Genomic DNA, 13,766 nt, shown 5'->3' on the forward strand with positions numbered 1-13,766 from the left:
CGAGGGTGGGGGGAGCATGCGGATACTGATCCTGGGAGGCACCGGCGAGGCGAGCGCCCTGGTGCGCGGGCTCCTGGCCATGGGCCGGCGCGATGCCGTCACCCTGTCGCTCGCCGGCCGCACCAGCCGGCCGAAGCCGGAACCCGTGCCGACGCGGATCGGCGGGTTCGGTGGCGTGGAGGGGCTCGCCGCGTGGCTGGCCCAGGACCGCACCGACCTCGTGGTTGATGCGACGCATCCCTTCGCGGCCCGGATGAGCGCCAACGCCGCCGAGGCCTGCACCCGGACCGGCACGCGCCTGCTGGCGATCCGCCGTCCGGCCTGGAGGCCGGTGGCCGGCGACCGCTGGACGACGGTGCCCGACATGGCGGCGGCCGCCCGGGCGCTCGGCCGCGCGCCGCGCCGGGTCTTCCTCACCATCGGCCGGCAGGAGGTCGGGGCCTTCGCCGGCGCGCCGCAGCACGACTACGTCGTGCGCGCCATCGAGGACATCGCCCTGGCGGTCCCGCGGCTGACTTCGGTCCAGGCGCGCGGCCCCTTCGACGCGGCCGCCGAGGCGGCGTTCCTGGCCGAGGGCGCGATCGAGGTCCTGGTCAGCAAGAATTCCGGGGGCGGCGCCACCTACGGCAAGATCGCCGCGGCGCGGGCGCTGGGGCTGCCGGTCGTGATGGTCGACCGCCCGGAGAAGCCGGACGTGCCGAGCGTACCGGACGTCGCGGGGGCCCTCGCGGGGATCGCCGCCCTCTGAGGCCCGCGCCGACCCGCGCATCACGCCGCCGGCACGCTGCGCGGCGTGTAGACGAACGGCGTGGCGTCGCCGCGCGGGATCAGGCGGGTGGCCGAGGCGCCGATGATCACCATGGTGGCCATGTCGGCCGTGGTCGTCCGCGCTTCATCGAGGGTGAGCACCCGGATCGCCTCGTCGGGCCGCGAGACGGCGCGGGCGAAGATCACCGGCGTGTCGCCGCGCCGGATCTCGGCGGCCAGATCGAGGGCCTTGCCGAGCTGCCAGGGCCGGGCGGAGGAGATCGGGTTGTAGAGGGAGATCACGAAATCCGCCCGCAGCACCGCCTCCAGCCGGGCGGTGATGACCTCCCAGGGCTTGAGGTTGTCCGAGAGGGACATCGCGCAGAAATCGCCGCCCAGGGGCGCGCCGAGGCGGGCGGCGGCGGCCAACATCGCGGTGATGCCGGGCTCCACCGTGATAGGGAGCCGGGCCCAGGCCGGATCGCCGGCCTCCACCGCCTCGAACACCGCCGCCGCCATGGCGAACACGCCGGGATCGCCGCCGGAGACCACCGCGACGCGCCGGCCGGAGGCGGCGAGTTCGAGGGCGTGGCGGGCCCGGTCGACCTCCACCCGGTTGTCGCTGGCGTGGCGGACGAGACCCGGCCGCTCGGGCACGCGGGCGACGTAGGGAATGTAGCCGATGAGATCCTGCGCCTGGGCCAGGGCCTCCTGGGCGGCCGCCGTCAGCAGGCGCGGATCGCCGGGGCCGAGGCCGACGATCGCGACGGACCCGGAAGCCGAGGTCGGGCCGCTCACGGCCGGCGTCCCTCGCCGGGTAGGAGCACCATCGAGAAGTAGGGCGCCTCGTCGTCGGGCTTGTCCTTGAGGGCGATCACCCGCTCGCCCGCCATGGTGCCGCGCTCCACATAGACCGCGCGCTCCAGCACGCCGGCCTCGGCGAGCGCCGCCCGCACCTTCGGCAGGTGGCGGCCGAGCTTCATCAGCACGGCGGCGTCGGTGGCGCGCAGGCGCTCCACCAGGGCGGCGTGCGGCAGGGTGGCGGGCAGCACGGTCAGCACGTCGTCGCCCCAGGTGATCGGGGTGCCGGCGCGGGTCCAGCAGCCGGACATCCCGGTGACGCCGGGCACGACCTCCACGGGGAAGCGGTCCTTCAGGCGCCGCCACAGGTGCATGAACGAGCCGTAGAAGAACGGATCGCCCTCCGACAGGATGGCGACGTCCCGGCCCGCACCGAGATGGTCGGCAAGGCGCCCGGCCGCGTCGTCGTAGAAGGCGGCGAGGGCCGCGACGTAGTCCGGGTGCTCCGGGTGGAGCTCGGTGGTGTAGGGGTAGACCAGGGGGCATTCGCGCCCCGGCTCGGCGGTGAGCACGGCGTCCGCGATGGTGCGGGCGTTGCCGCGCCGGCCCTTCTTGCAGAAATGCACCAGCACCGGGGCCCGCTCCAGCACCCGCATGGCGCGCACGGTGAGGTAGTCCGGCTCGCCCGGGCCCATGCCGACGCCGAACAGGGTGCCGGTGCTCACCGCGCGCGGGATCTCGGTCCGCTCCGCCGCATCGGGGGGAAGGCGCTCGCCGGAATCCATCACTCGATCTCTTGCGCGAGCGCGTTGATGGCCGCGGCCGTCATGGCGCTGCCGCCGCGCCGGCCATGGACCACGATGAAGGGCACCCGACCGTCGCGGGCGAGGGCTTCCTTCGACTCTGCGGCGCCGACGAACCCGACCGGGATGCCGATGACGGCGGCGGGGGGCGGCACGCCCTCGTCGAGAAGCTCGAGGAGGCGGAACAGCGAGGTCGGGGCGTTGCCCACCGCCACGACGCTGCCGGGCAGGTGCTCGCGCCAGAGCTCCATGGCGGCGGCCGAGCGGGTGGTGTTCATGGCGGCGGCGAGGTCCGGCACGCGCGGATCGCTCAAGGTGCAGATCACCCGGTTGTCGGCGGGCAGCCGCGCCCGCGTGACGCCGTCGGCGACCATGCGGACGTCGCACAGGATCGGCGCGCCGGCCTTCAGGGCCGCCTCGCCGGCTTGCGCGAAGTCGGGGGAGGCCTCCACGTCGCGCGGCAGGTCGGTCATGCCGCAGGCGTGGATCATCCGCACCACGACCCGTTCGGCGGTGCCCTGGAAGCGCGCGAGATCGGCCTCGGCCCGGATCATCGCGAAGGAGCGGGCATATATGGCCCCTCCGTCACGCAGGTAGTCGAGGCGGGAACTCATGACGGTCGCGGTCCTGGCGGGTGTTCTGGGAAGATCCGGGCGAGGGAATGTGCCGAATCCGCCCTCCTTACGCGCTCCAGCGCGGCCTCGAAAGGGAGGCGCGTCGCCGGCAAGGCATCCGGCCGCCCGGACAGCACCACGTCGTACCACCCGTCCCGCCCGACGAGGGTGAGGTCGGCGGCGCCCGGATGGGCGCAGCCCTTGGGGCAGCCCGAGACATGGGCGCGCAGGCCGCGCGCCGCGAAGGGCCGGAACGCCTCGGCCAGGCGGGCCGCGTCGTGCAGGGTCGGGGTCGAGCCCGACGCGCAGGCCGGCGCGCCTGGGCAGGCCGCCACCGCCCCGCGCGGATCGTCGGCCCGCGTCAGGAAGCCGGCCCCGGCCAGGGTTTCCCGCGCGGCTTCGGCAACGGCGGCGGCGGCGCAGACGAGGAGGAGGCCGCGGGTCGGCGAGAGGCGCAGGTCCGCGCCGCCGACGGCGTCCGCCGTGTCGGCGAGCGCGTCGAGGGCGTCGGCGGTGCAGCGGCCGAAGGGGGCGTCGACGAGGAGGGCGACGCGCCCCTCCGCCCTCGGGGGCGAGAATCGCCGGGACTCGCTGTCCGGGAGAGATAGGGGTGGCAGGGCCAGCAAGCCCGGGCTCAGGGCGGCCGACTCGGCCGGCCCGGCGATGCGCTGCAGGCCGAAGCGAGCCAGGGTCTCCGCCCGGGCCGCTGCCGGAACATCGCGCATCCGCCGTTGCCCGCTCGCCGCCAGCAGGCGCAGGGCCGCCTCGATGATGGTCGGCGCCGCACCGTCGGGCAGGCGCCACCAGGCCGCGTCGCCGGCGAGGCGCAGGGCAAAACCCGCGCGCGTGACGACGGCGTGAAGGTCGGCCTCCGCCGAACCGAGGCTGATCCCGTGCGTGGCCGCTTCGACGGCCACCAGCGACTTCGGCGGCAGGCCCGGGATCACCCGCCCGATCGCCTCGATGGCCTGGGCCAGGGCCGGGACCGCCTCGGGTTCGAGCCCGGCCAGCGGCGTGGTCAGGGTCAGGCGTTGCGGGCCCCCGTCGTGGCGGACATCCCCGAGACCGACGGCCGCCAGCGCCTCGGCGAGGTCGCAGCGGGTCGCCTCGGTCACGCCGCGGATCTGCAGGTTGGCCCGGGCTGTGACGTCGACATGGCCGTTGCCGAAGCGGCGCGCGCCCGCCGCCACCGCCCGGGCCTGGGCCGGGGTGAGGCGCCCGAGGGGCGGGTGGACGCGGGCAAGGAGGCCGTCGCCGGTGGGCATCGGCCGGGCGAGGCTGGGGCACCAGCCGCGCCGGCTCGGCGCCTCCGGGGCGACGCGGCGGGGCGCGGTCATTCCGCCGCCTCGCGCAGCAGCTCGTCGGCCGCCATCTCGTCGGCCGCCATGGCGTTGCGCCGGGTGGTCCAGAGGCCGCGCCGGCGGGCCTCGTCGAAGCGCTCGAGGATGGCGCGGGCCGCCTCCGGATTGGCCGCCCGCAGGGTCTCGAAGGTCTCGAGGTCGGCGATCATCGCCCCGTAGAGCCGGTCGAGGTCGGCGTCGCACACCGCGTCCGTGGTGGCGGCGAGGACGAAGACCGCGTCGACCCCCTGTGCCAGTTCCTGGGCGCCGCGATAGCCGTGCCGGAGCTGCGCCGCGATCCAGCGCGGATGGGCGAGGCGGCCCCGGATCAGACGGGCGGCGTCCTCGCGGGCGGTGCGCGCCTTCGGGGTCTCGGGCGTGGCGACGTCGAGGCTGTAGAGGGCGGGGCTCGCCCCCGTCAGGGCGGCGGCGGCCGAGAAGCCGCCCATCGCCTCCACGGCGGCGTCGCCGTCGAGAAGGTCGCGCTCGGCGACGTCGAAGGCGTGCACGTAGGCGTCGGCGCCGGCCACCCGGGCGGCGAAGCCCGCATCCTCGCTGTCCGCCGCGCCCCCATAGGCGTGCGACGTGGCGGCGAGATAGGCCCGCCCGAGATCGTCGCGGCTGTCCCAAGCCCCGTCGAGGGCGAGGCCGCCGGCCCCCGCGCCGTAGCGCCCGGGCGCCGCGCCGTAGACTCGGGCCGGCGCCTCGCCCCGGCGGCGGGCGGCGGCCAGCGGATTCTCGTCATCCTCTTCCTCCCGCGCTGCCACTGCCTCGGCGGCCCGGGCGAGGAGCGACAGGGTCTCGGGAAAGGTATCGCGAAAGGCGCCCGAGACCCGCACCGTCACGTCGATGCGCGGCCGGTCGAGGAGCGCCAGCGGCAGCACCTCGAAACCGGTGACCCGGGTGGAGGCGTGGTCCCAGACCGGGCGCACGCCCATCAGGGCCAGGGCGTGGGCGATGTCTTCGCCACCGGTGCGCAGGGTGGGCGAAGCCCAGAGATCCATGACGATCCGGGCCGGGTACTCGCCCTCGTCCTGCAGGTAGCGCAGGACCACGGCGTCGGCGGCCCTGGCCCCCAGGGTGGTGGCGGCCCGGGTCGGCAGGCTGCGCGGGTCGAGGGTGGCGAGGTTGCGGCCCGTGGGCATCACGTCGGTGCGCCCGCGCGACGGCGAGCCGGCGGGACCGGGCGCCACGAAGCGGCCGTCGAGGCCACGCAGCAGGCCGAGGCGCTCGCCCTCCGCGCAGGCGGCCACCGCCTCCGAGGCCTCGGCCCCGGCCCGGCCGAACACGTGCAGCCCGTCGCGCGCGGTCACCTCGCCGAGGTCGCAGAGATGCGCGTCGAGGGCCGCGAGCGCGTCCGGCATCGGCGTGTCGGCGTCGATCCCGGCACCGGCGAGCAGCCCGGCCGACATCGCCTCGTCCAGGATGGTGCGCGCCAGGATCGCGGCGCGGCGCGGGTCGAGGACGCTGGCGGCGGAGTATTCCTCCACGAGCGCGCGCAGGCGCGCCGCGTCGGGGTCGAGCCCCGTCACGCCGGTCTGCGGCGTCAGGTGTCCGAGGGCGACGCCCCCGAGGCGCCGCTTCAGGGGCGCGGCCTCGCCCGGATCGTCGACGATGAAGGGATAGACCACCGGGAGCGCCCCGACGGCGCGGGCCGGCCAGCAATCCGGCGAAAGGGCGACGGCCTTGCCCGGCAGCCACTCGGCGGTGCCGTGGGTGCCGAGGTGAACGAGGGCGTCGAACCGGCTGCGCAGCCCGAGGTGGAAGGCCAGATAGGCGTGGGTCGGCACCGCGTCTGGGTCGTGATAGGCGGCCTTGCGGTCCGTCGACCGCCCGCGATCGGGCTGCAGGAAGACCGCGAGGCGCCCGCCCGCAGGGGCCACGCTCGCGAAGCGGAACGCGCCGTCCCGGCAGACCGGGTCGGCCTCGGGCGGACCCCATTCGGCGTCGAGGGCCGCGCGCGCGGTCTCGGGCAGCGTGCCGAACCAGTCCCGGTAGGCATCGAGGTCGACCGCGAAGTCCTTCGGCCCCTGCGTCAGACCCCGCATCAGTGCCTCGGCGTCCGGCAATGCGCCGATGCCGTAGCCGGCCTGCGCCAAGTCCGCGACGATCGCCCGCGCGCTCTCCGGCGTGTCGAGGCCGACGGCAAAGCCCGCGCGGCCGCCGCGGGCGGGATAGTCCGAAAGCACCAGGGCGAGGCGGCGCTCGGCCCGGGGGAGCCGGGCAAGGCGGATCCAGGCGGCGGCACGCTCGGCCAGGGCCGCGATGCCCTCCGGGTGCGGCACGGCACGGCGCTCGGCGAAGCCCTCGGTTTCCGGACCCTCCTCCTTGAACGAGATCGGAAACCCGGAGAGCCGGCCGTCGAATTCCGGCAGGGCGACCTGCATTGCGAGGTCGGCCGCACCCATGCCCCGGGCGGAGGCGGCCCAGGCGTCCCGCGCCGCGCCGATGCTGAAGGCCTGTAGGACCGGGCAATCGGCGGCATCGAGGACGAACCCGGCATCCTCCCGCGCCGAGAAGGCGGTGGCGGCGATGACGATGGCGGGCCGATGCGCCGCGATGGCCGCCCGGAGGGGCGCGATCGCGGCGGGGTCCTTCAGGCTCGACACCGCCACGGCCAGCACCGCAAGGCCGCGCGCCTGGAGCGCGGCGCCCAACGCGGCGATCGGCGCGGTGTCGCCCGAGAGCACGCTGGACCGGTAGACCACGACCAGCGCCAGCGGCGCCTCGGCCGGGGCGGTCTGGAACGGTCGTCCGGCGGCGCGGGCCTGCCCGTCCGCGACGGGGCCGCAGCCCGGGCAGCAGACGAAGCCGCGGGGTAGGGGCAGGGGCGCCTCGACCGCCGCGGGATATCCGATCGCGGCGGCCATGCGCCCGACCAGGCGGCGCAGGTTCGCCGTGCCTCCGGCCCGGAAATAGGCGTCGAAGTCGGGGGCGAGCTCCGGCTTCGTCGAATAGGCGTCGAGGCGCGGGTCGGGCCGGTCGTCGCCCGGCAGCACCACGAGCGCCACCCCGGCGGCGCGGGCGGCCGCGCTGGCGCGCTCGATGCCGTAGCGCCAGTAATCGAGGCCGCCGAGACAGCGGATCACCACCATCCGCGCCTGGGCGATCACCGACTCGACGTAGAGGTCGACCGACATCGGGTGGCGAAGTTTCGCGAGCTTGGCGAGCCGCAGGGTCGGGCCTCCGGCCGAACCCGGCGGGAAGACCGCCGCGTGGGCGCCAGCCATGCCGAAGAGATCCGAATCGGTGAAGGACAGGAAGACGATGTCCCCCGGCGCCTGACCGAGATCGATCGCGGCTTCGCCCTCGTCGAGGGAGACCGTATCGATGCGGATCAGGTGCATGGCGGACGCTTATCCCGCCAAGGCGGCGGCGACGGCGGCCTGGTCGAACCCCTTGAGGCCGATCACCACGAGGCGGCCGTCGCGGGGCTCGCTGGACTTCCAGGGGCGGTCGTAATGGTGGGCGATGCGGGCACCGACGCCCTGGACCACGAGGCGCATCGGCTTGCCGGTAACCTCGGCGAAGCCCTTGATGCGCAGCACGCCCTCCGTCTCGGCGGCGCGGGCGACGCGGATGGCCAGGTCCTCGGCCGAGGCCGTGGCCGCCACCGGCAGCGCCACCGAATCGAAGTCGTCGTGGTCGTGGTCCTCGCCCTCGCCGTGGTGGGACGGACGCGCGTCGAGGTCGTCCTCGGCCGCCGCCTGGATCCCCAGGATCACGCGCGGGTCGAGGCGGCCGTGCTCGGCCTCCACCATCTTCACCGCGCGGGGCAGGTGTTCGGTGACCTCGGCCCGGACCTTGGCGCGCCCGGCCTCGTCGAGGAGGTCGGCCTTGTTCATCACCACGAGGTCGGCGCAGAGGAGCTGGTCCTCGAACACCTCCTCGAGGGGATTGTCGTGGTCGACGCTGGCGTCGTCCGCGCGCTGGGCGGCGAGCGCCGCCGGATCGTCGGCGAAGAAGCCGGCGGCCACGGCCGGGCCGTCGATGACCGCGACCACGCCGTCCACCGTCACCCGCGAGCGGATCGCCGGCCACTGGAAGGCCTGGACCAGGGGTTTGGGCAGGGCGAGGCCCGAGGTCTCGATCAGGATGTGCTCGGGCGGATCGGCCCGGTCGAGGAGCTTGTTCAGGGCCGGCACGAAATCGTCGGCCACGGTGCAGCAGATGCAGCCGTTGGCGAGCTCGACGATGTCCTCGTCGCCGCAGCCCTCGATGCCGCAGGCGGCCAGGAACGAGCCGTCGAAGCCGATGTCGCCGAACTCGTTGACGATGATGGCGAGGCGCCGGCCGTTCGCGTTCTCCACGAGGTGGCGCACCAGGGTGGTCTTGCCGGCCCCGAGGAAGCCCGTGACGATGGTGCAGGGGATCTTGGCGACGAGGGTCATTCGGCGGCGTCCGGAAGGGGGGGCGCCGCGACGGGCGGCGGGAATGGGGGAAGGCGGGCGACGACGCCCTTGCGGAATTCCTGCGGCCGGGCCTTCCACGGCACGATGCCGTCCGGCGTCTCGGCATAGAGCGCCACGCCGTCCAGGATGGTGCCGGCCGACGCGACCGGGTCGAGATCGCCGTAGACGTAGGTCCAGCGGCCTTGCGAGGCCACCGCCACCGTGCAGGGGCGCTTGCAAACCGAGAGGCATTCGACGCTCTCGACCGTGATGCCCGGGTGGCCGCCGGCGCTCACGGCGTCCTGAAGCGCGGCGAGCAGGCGGGCGCCCGCCCGCGGCTCCGAGGCGTCGCCGGCCGTCCGGCAGGTGGCGCAGACGTAGAGGGTGACGGCGGCGTGGTCCGTGTCAGGCCGCGGGTCGGGCATGTGGTCAGGCATGGGTCGGCCGCGCGTGGGTCGGCCGGGTCTTGCCGAACAGCCCCCAGGCCCAGCCATAGGCCAACCCGATCACCGCCCAGAACACGAAGGCGATGCCCAGCGAGCGCGCCGCGAACTGCGCGGCGTAGGAGGCCGGCAGGTTCGAGGCGGCGTGGCTCGCCTCCGGCGCACCCGCGAGATGGGGCGCGACGAGGAGCACAATGCCGCCCGCGATGGTGATCGGCGCCCGCCGGATCGCGATAAGGTAGAGCCCCATGGCGGTGGCCGTGGCGGTCATCACCCACCAGAACTGGCGGTCGGCCAGCGGCGCGGCCTCCATTCCGGGGAGTTCCGGCGCGAGGCCGAGGGCGGGGGCCAGCGCCACCGCGAGGAAGCCGCCGATGGCGAAGCGCAGGCCGGTCTCGGGGTTGGGCTCGCGGTTGCAGGCCAGGAGCACGGCACCGAGCAGGAACGCGTAGCCGACGCCGCCCACCAGGGTGGCGAGCGCGGTGAAGGCCATGCGCGGCAGGCCGGGGCCAGGCTGCCAGTCGGGCGCGACCTCGCCGCCCGCCACCGAGGGATCCTTGGTGCCGTGATCGTGACCGCCATGGACGCGGACGATCAGCGAGGCGGGGGTCGGCCGAACGGGGGCGGCGGAGGCCTGCGTCTCGTAGCGCTCGGCCGCGATGATGAGCGGCGAGGTGAGTGCGAGCTGCAGGCCCGTCGCGACGACGGCCGCGAGGAGGCCGGCGACCAGGGCCGCCGACACGAGCCGGATGATCATGGGATTGTCTGCCTTAAGCGGAGACGCTCAGTGGCAGGGGAAGTTCTGGCTGTGGCGGAAGTCGTGCGCCGCGTTGTGCAGCGCCATCGCGGGGGCGAAGCCTGCCATGAATACGAGGCCGAGGCCAAGGAAGGCGGCCACGAGCACGGCGCCGAGGCGCTCGTTGGTGCGGGTGCCGGTCAGGACGAGGGTGTTGGTCGACATCGGGTTCATCTCCTGGCCGCCCCGCCGGCGGCCGTCAAGCATCGAGCGGGAGGACGGCAGGTCTCCTGGCTCGCGGGTCGCTGGTCCTGCCGCCTTCCCGGATCGCTCCAGTGGCTGATGGCAGTTCCGTCTCCGCTCACAGTTGCGGGGGCAGCTGCGGTTTCGAGGTCGCCCCCTCACCGCATTCCCTTTTCACCCCGTCGCCGGGGCACCGTCCGATCCACGCTTCTACGCGGTTGCCGATCCGCTGACAACGCGGCCCGGATCGGATTCCCGCCTTTGACCCGGGACCTCGATTTCGGGCACAGCAGGCCGCATGCCGCATCCTCCACCCAGACTGACCCTCGTGCTCGGCGGCGCGCGCTCCGGCAAGAGCGCCCATGCCGAGGGGCTGATCGAGGCGCAGCCTCGGCCCTGGCTCTACCTCGCCACCGCCCAGGCCTGGGACGACGAGATGCGCGAGCGCATCGCGCTCCACCGCGCCCGCCGCCCGGACGGCTGGATCACGCAGGACGTGCCGCTCGCCCTGCCCGAGGCGGTCGCCGCCGCGACCGGGCCGGTGCTGGTCGATTGCCTCACCCTCTGGCTCACCAACCTGATCCTGGCGGAGGCCGACGTGGACGCCGCCACCGCCGCGCTGCTCGCGGCCTGCGCGGCGGCCCCCGGCCCGGTGGTCCTGGTGGGCAACGAGGTCGGCCTCGGGATCGTGCCGGACAACGCGCTGGCCCGCCGTTTCCGCGATGCGGCGGGGCGCCTGCACCAGCGCCTCGCGGCCCAGGCGGACCGCGTCGTCCTCACGGTGGCGGGCCTGCCCCTGATCGTGAAACCCCAACCCGGAGCCACCCCATGACCGACGCCGACCGCCATCGCGAAAAGATGGAGAAGCGCAAGGCCGTCCAGGATGCCGAGGTGGCGGAGAAGACGATCGAGAAGGGGCTCCTCATCGTCAACACCGGGCCCGGGAAGGGCAAGACCACGGCGGCCCTCGGGCTGATGCTGCGGGCGCTGGGCCACGGCTGGCGCGTCGGCGTGGTGCAGTTCATCAAGGGTGCCTGGGACACCGGCGAGAAGCACGCCCTCACGGCCTTCGGCGACCGGATCGACTGGCACACCCTCGGCGAGGGCTTCACCTGGGAAACCCAGGACAAGGCCCGCGACATCGCCGCCGCCGAGCACGCCTGGGCCAAGGCCCTCGACCTCATGGCCGATCCGACGATCCGCCTCGTGGTGCTGGACGAGCTCAACATCGCCCTGCGCTACGACTACCTGGACCTCGAGGCCGTGGTGGCGGCCTTCCGGGCGCGCCGACCGGACCTCCACGTCGTGGTCACCGGCCGCAACGCCAAGCCGGCCCTGATCGAGGCCGCCGACCTCGTCACCGAGATGGCGGTCGTGAAGCATCACTTCGCCGCCGGGGTGAAGGCGCAGGTGGGCATCGAATTCTGATGCGCTTCGTCCTCGGCCCGGTCGGGCTCCTTGTCCTGTCGGGCATCCATCCGGCCTGCGCTGAAACCGCGCCGGCCTGGCCGGCCAGCTATCTCGGCCGCGTCGAGGCCCTGGCGGTGGTGGAGGGCCTGAACGCCCGGCTGCTCGCCAGCCGCTCCGCCACCGCGACCCTCGAAGGCTGGTGCGCCGAGCACGGCATGGCCGCGACGCCGCGGCTCGCGGCGAATCGGCAGCGCGGCGCGGACAAGCCCGCCTCGGAGGAGACGCGCCGGCGCCTGAATGCCGTCCCCGACACCGTCCTCCGCTACCGTCAGGTGCGGCTCGCCTGCGGCGACCACGTCCTGTCGGAGGCGGACAACTGGTACGTGCCCGAGCGCCTGACCCCGGAGATGAACCGCCTGCTCGAGACCACCGACACGCCGTTCGGCCGGGCGGTCCAGGCCCTCGGCACGACGCGGCAGACCATCGGGGCGGAACTCCTGTGGCAGCCCCTGCCGCAAGGGTGGGAGCAGGCGCCGCCCCCGGCGTCGACCTGCGGCGACCTCGCGATTCCCGACCATCTGTTCCGGCACCGGGCCGTGCTGTTCACGGCGGAGCGCGTGCCGTTCTCGGAGGTGGTCGAGACCTACGGGGCCGCCATCCTGGCCTTTCGTCGCGCCGCGCGGCCCGCCGATCCGGCCTGCGCCGCATCCCCGTCGGACGGGCCGCAGCCATGACCCGCGCCCTCATGATCCAGGGCACCGGCTCGGATGTCGGCAAGTCGCTGATCGTGGCCGGGCTGTGCCGGGTCTTCTCGCGGCGCGGGCTCGCCGTGCGGCCCTTCAAGCCGCAGAACATGTCGAACAATGCCGCCGTCACCGCCGATGGCGGCGAGATCGGGCGGGCCCAGGCGTTGCAGGCGCGGGCGGCGGGGGTGGCGCTCTCGGTGCACATGAACCCGGTGCTGCTGAAGCCCCAGAGCGAGACCGGCAGCCAGGTCGTGGTCCAGGGCCGCATGGTCGGCACCGCCAGGGCGCGGGACTATCAGGCCTGGAAGCCGCGTCTCCTCGCCTCCGTGCTGGAGAGCTTCTCGTACCTGAAGGCGCAAGCCGACCTCGTGGTGGTGGAGGGGGCGGGCTCGGCGTCCGAGGTCAACCTGCGGGCCGGCGACATCGCGAATATGGGATTCGCCCGCGCCACCGGCACGCCGGTGATCCTGCTCGGCGACATCGACCGGGGCGGCGTCATCGCCAGCCTCGTGGGCACCAAGGCGGTGATCGACCCGGAGGACGCCGCGATGATCCGGGGCTTCCTCGTCAACCGCTTCCGCGGCGATCCCAGCCTGTTCGCCGACGGCATGGCCACCATCGCGCAGGCGACCGGCTGGCCGAGCTTCGGGCTGATCCCGCACTTTCCCGACGCGGCGCGCCTGCCGGCGGAGGACGCCCTCGGCCTCGCGGGCTCGGACACCGGATCGGCCCGGCGCAGGGTCGTTGCCGTGCCGGTGCTGCCGCGCATCGCCAATTTCGACGACCTCGACCCGCTTCGGGCCGAGCCCGACGTGGCGGTGGTGCTGGTGCGCCCGGGCGAGCCGATCCCGGTGGCCGACCTCGTGCTCCTGCCGGGCTCGAAGACCACCATCGACGACCTCGACGCCTTTCGCTCGGAGGGCTGGGACATCGACCTGCGCGCCCATGTCCGGCGCGGCGGGCGGGTGCTCGGGCTGTGCGGCGGCTACCAGATGCTCGGCCGGCGCATCGACGACCCGCACGGCATCGAGGGTGCGCCCCGCTCCGTGCCGGGTCTCGGGCTCCTCGACGTCGAGACCGTGATGACGCCGGTGAAGCATCTGGCCGCCGTGACCGGCACGAGCCAGCCGGACGGCGTGCCGTTCTCGGGCTACGAGATGCATGTGGGCGACACCACCGGGCCGGACACCGCGCGTCCGGCGATCCGGCTCGCGGACGGGCGCCTCGACGGCGCGGTCTCGGCCGACGGCCGCGTCACCGGCACCTACGTGCACGGCCTGTTCGCCGACGACCGCCAGCGGGGCGCCTGGCTCGGCCGCCTGGGGGCGGCCCCGAGCGGGCTGGCCTACGAGGCCGGCATCGAGGCGGTACTCGACCGGCTCGCGGATCATTGCGAGGCGCATGTCGCCTGCGACGCGCTGCTCGCCCTGGCCTCGTAGCGTCCCGACGGTTTTAGGCTTGGCGCCGGAACGCCTGCCTCACGACGGGTGCG

Annotated in this window: 14 protein-coding genes and 1 riboswitch; of the genes, 5 read left to right on the forward strand and 9 right to left on the reverse strand. The window is 74.5% G+C overall.

Translation table 11 applies throughout. The annotated features are described in order from the left end of the window. The first annotated feature begins 16 nt into the window (after positions 1-16). The gene (locus tag ASG51_RS13230) at positions 17-748 is read left to right on the forward strand and encodes a cobalt-precorrin-6A reductase (protein WP_156389706.1); all 732 of its coding nucleotides are present in this window, start codon (positions 17-19) and stop codon (positions 746-748) included. A 20-nt stretch (positions 749-768) separates the two neighbouring features. On the opposite strand, the gene cobJ is transcribed toward ASG51_RS13230, so the two are convergent. Genes cobJ through ASG51_RS13275 form a run of 9 tightly spaced genes read right to left on the reverse strand, consistent with a single transcriptional unit; the run spans position 769 to position 10,100 of the window. Further along, the gene (gene cobJ, locus ASG51_RS13235; protein WP_056352516.1) at positions 769-1,545 is read right to left on the reverse strand and encodes a precorrin-3B C(17)-methyltransferase; all 777 of its coding nucleotides are present in this window, start codon (positions 1,543-1,545) and stop codon (positions 769-771) included. After that, entirely contained in the window at positions 1,542-2,333 is a 792-nt protein-coding gene (locus tag ASG51_RS13240; RefSeq protein WP_056275308.1) for a precorrin-2 C(20)-methyltransferase, read from the reverse strand. Before ASG51_RS13240 ends, cobJ begins: the two co-directional genes overlap by 4 nt. After that, positions 2,333-2,965, reverse strand: coding sequence for a precorrin-8X methylmutase (locus ASG51_RS13245; protein ID WP_055947476.1), 633 nt, complete (start codon positions 2,963-2,965; stop codon positions 2,333-2,335). Before ASG51_RS13245 ends, ASG51_RS13240 begins: the two co-directional genes overlap by 1 nt. Further along, positions 2,962-4,302: a hypothetical protein gene (locus ASG51_RS13250; protein WP_056381273.1), complete on the reverse strand. Its 1,341-nt coding sequence runs from the start codon at positions 4,300-4,302 to the stop codon at positions 2,962-2,964. The genes ASG51_RS13245 and ASG51_RS13250 overlap by 4 nt, the downstream gene beginning before the upstream one ends. Beyond that, entirely contained in the window at positions 4,299-7,652 is a 3,354-nt protein-coding gene (cobN, locus tag ASG51_RS13255) for a cobaltochelatase subunit CobN (RefSeq protein WP_056381275.1), read from the reverse strand. The genes ASG51_RS13250 and cobN overlap by 4 nt, the downstream gene beginning before the upstream one ends. A 9-nt stretch (positions 7,653-7,661) precedes the next feature. After that, positions 7,662-8,696: a cobalamin biosynthesis protein CobW gene (cobW, locus tag ASG51_RS13260; RefSeq protein ID WP_056214751.1), complete on the reverse strand. Its 1,035-nt coding sequence runs from the start codon at positions 8,694-8,696 to the stop codon at positions 7,662-7,664. Then, entirely contained in the window at positions 8,693-9,133 is a 441-nt protein-coding gene (locus ASG51_RS13265) for a DUF1636 domain-containing protein (RefSeq protein ID WP_244479857.1), read from the reverse strand. Before ASG51_RS13265 ends, cobW begins: the two co-directional genes overlap by 4 nt. Then, complete coding sequence (locus tag ASG51_RS13270) at positions 9,126-9,896, reverse strand: CbtA family protein (protein WP_056381277.1); 771 nt, start codon at positions 9,894-9,896, stop codon at positions 9,126-9,128. Before ASG51_RS13270 ends, ASG51_RS13265 begins: the two co-directional genes overlap by 8 nt. A gap of 27 nt (positions 9,897-9,923) precedes the next feature. Then, positions 9,924-10,100: a CbtB-domain containing protein gene (locus ASG51_RS13275; protein ID WP_055947494.1), complete on the reverse strand. Its 177-nt coding sequence runs from the start codon at positions 10,098-10,100 to the stop codon at positions 9,924-9,926. Between the two features lie 37 nt (positions 10,101-10,137). Further along, a riboswitch (cobalamin riboswitch) is annotated at positions 10,138-10,331 on the reverse strand. Positions 10,332-10,416: 85 nt separating this feature from the next. Here ASG51_RS13275 and cobU point away from each other — a divergent pair. Genes cobU through ASG51_RS13295 form a run of 4 tightly spaced genes read left to right on the forward strand, consistent with a single transcriptional unit; the run spans position 10,417 to position 13,713 of the window. After that, on the forward strand, positions 10,417-10,950 hold the full coding sequence (gene cobU / locus ASG51_RS13280; RefSeq protein ID WP_200941346.1) for a bifunctional adenosylcobinamide kinase/adenosylcobinamide-phosphate guanylyltransferase: 534 nt from the start codon (positions 10,417-10,419) through the stop codon (positions 10,948-10,950). Continuing rightward, positions 10,947-11,546, forward strand: a complete 600-nt coding sequence (cobO, locus tag ASG51_RS13285) for a cob(I)yrinic acid a,c-diamide adenosyltransferase (protein WP_056275327.1) — start codon at positions 10,947-10,949, stop codon at positions 11,544-11,546. The genes cobU and cobO overlap by 4 nt, the downstream gene beginning before the upstream one ends. Next, entirely contained in the window at positions 11,546-12,262 is a 717-nt protein-coding gene (locus tag ASG51_RS13290; protein WP_056381278.1) for a hypothetical protein, read from the forward strand. The genes cobO and ASG51_RS13290 overlap by 1 nt, the downstream gene beginning before the upstream one ends. Then, entirely contained in the window at positions 12,259-13,713 is a 1,455-nt protein-coding gene (locus tag ASG51_RS13295) for a cobyric acid synthase (protein ID WP_200941347.1), read from the forward strand. Before ASG51_RS13290 ends, ASG51_RS13295 begins: the two co-directional genes overlap by 4 nt. Positions 13,714-13,766: the final 53 nt, after the last annotated feature.

It is taken from the genome of Methylobacterium sp. Leaf465, from assembly GCF_001424705.1.
Classification (GTDB): Bacteria; Pseudomonadota; Alphaproteobacteria; order Rhizobiales; family Beijerinckiaceae; genus Methylobacterium.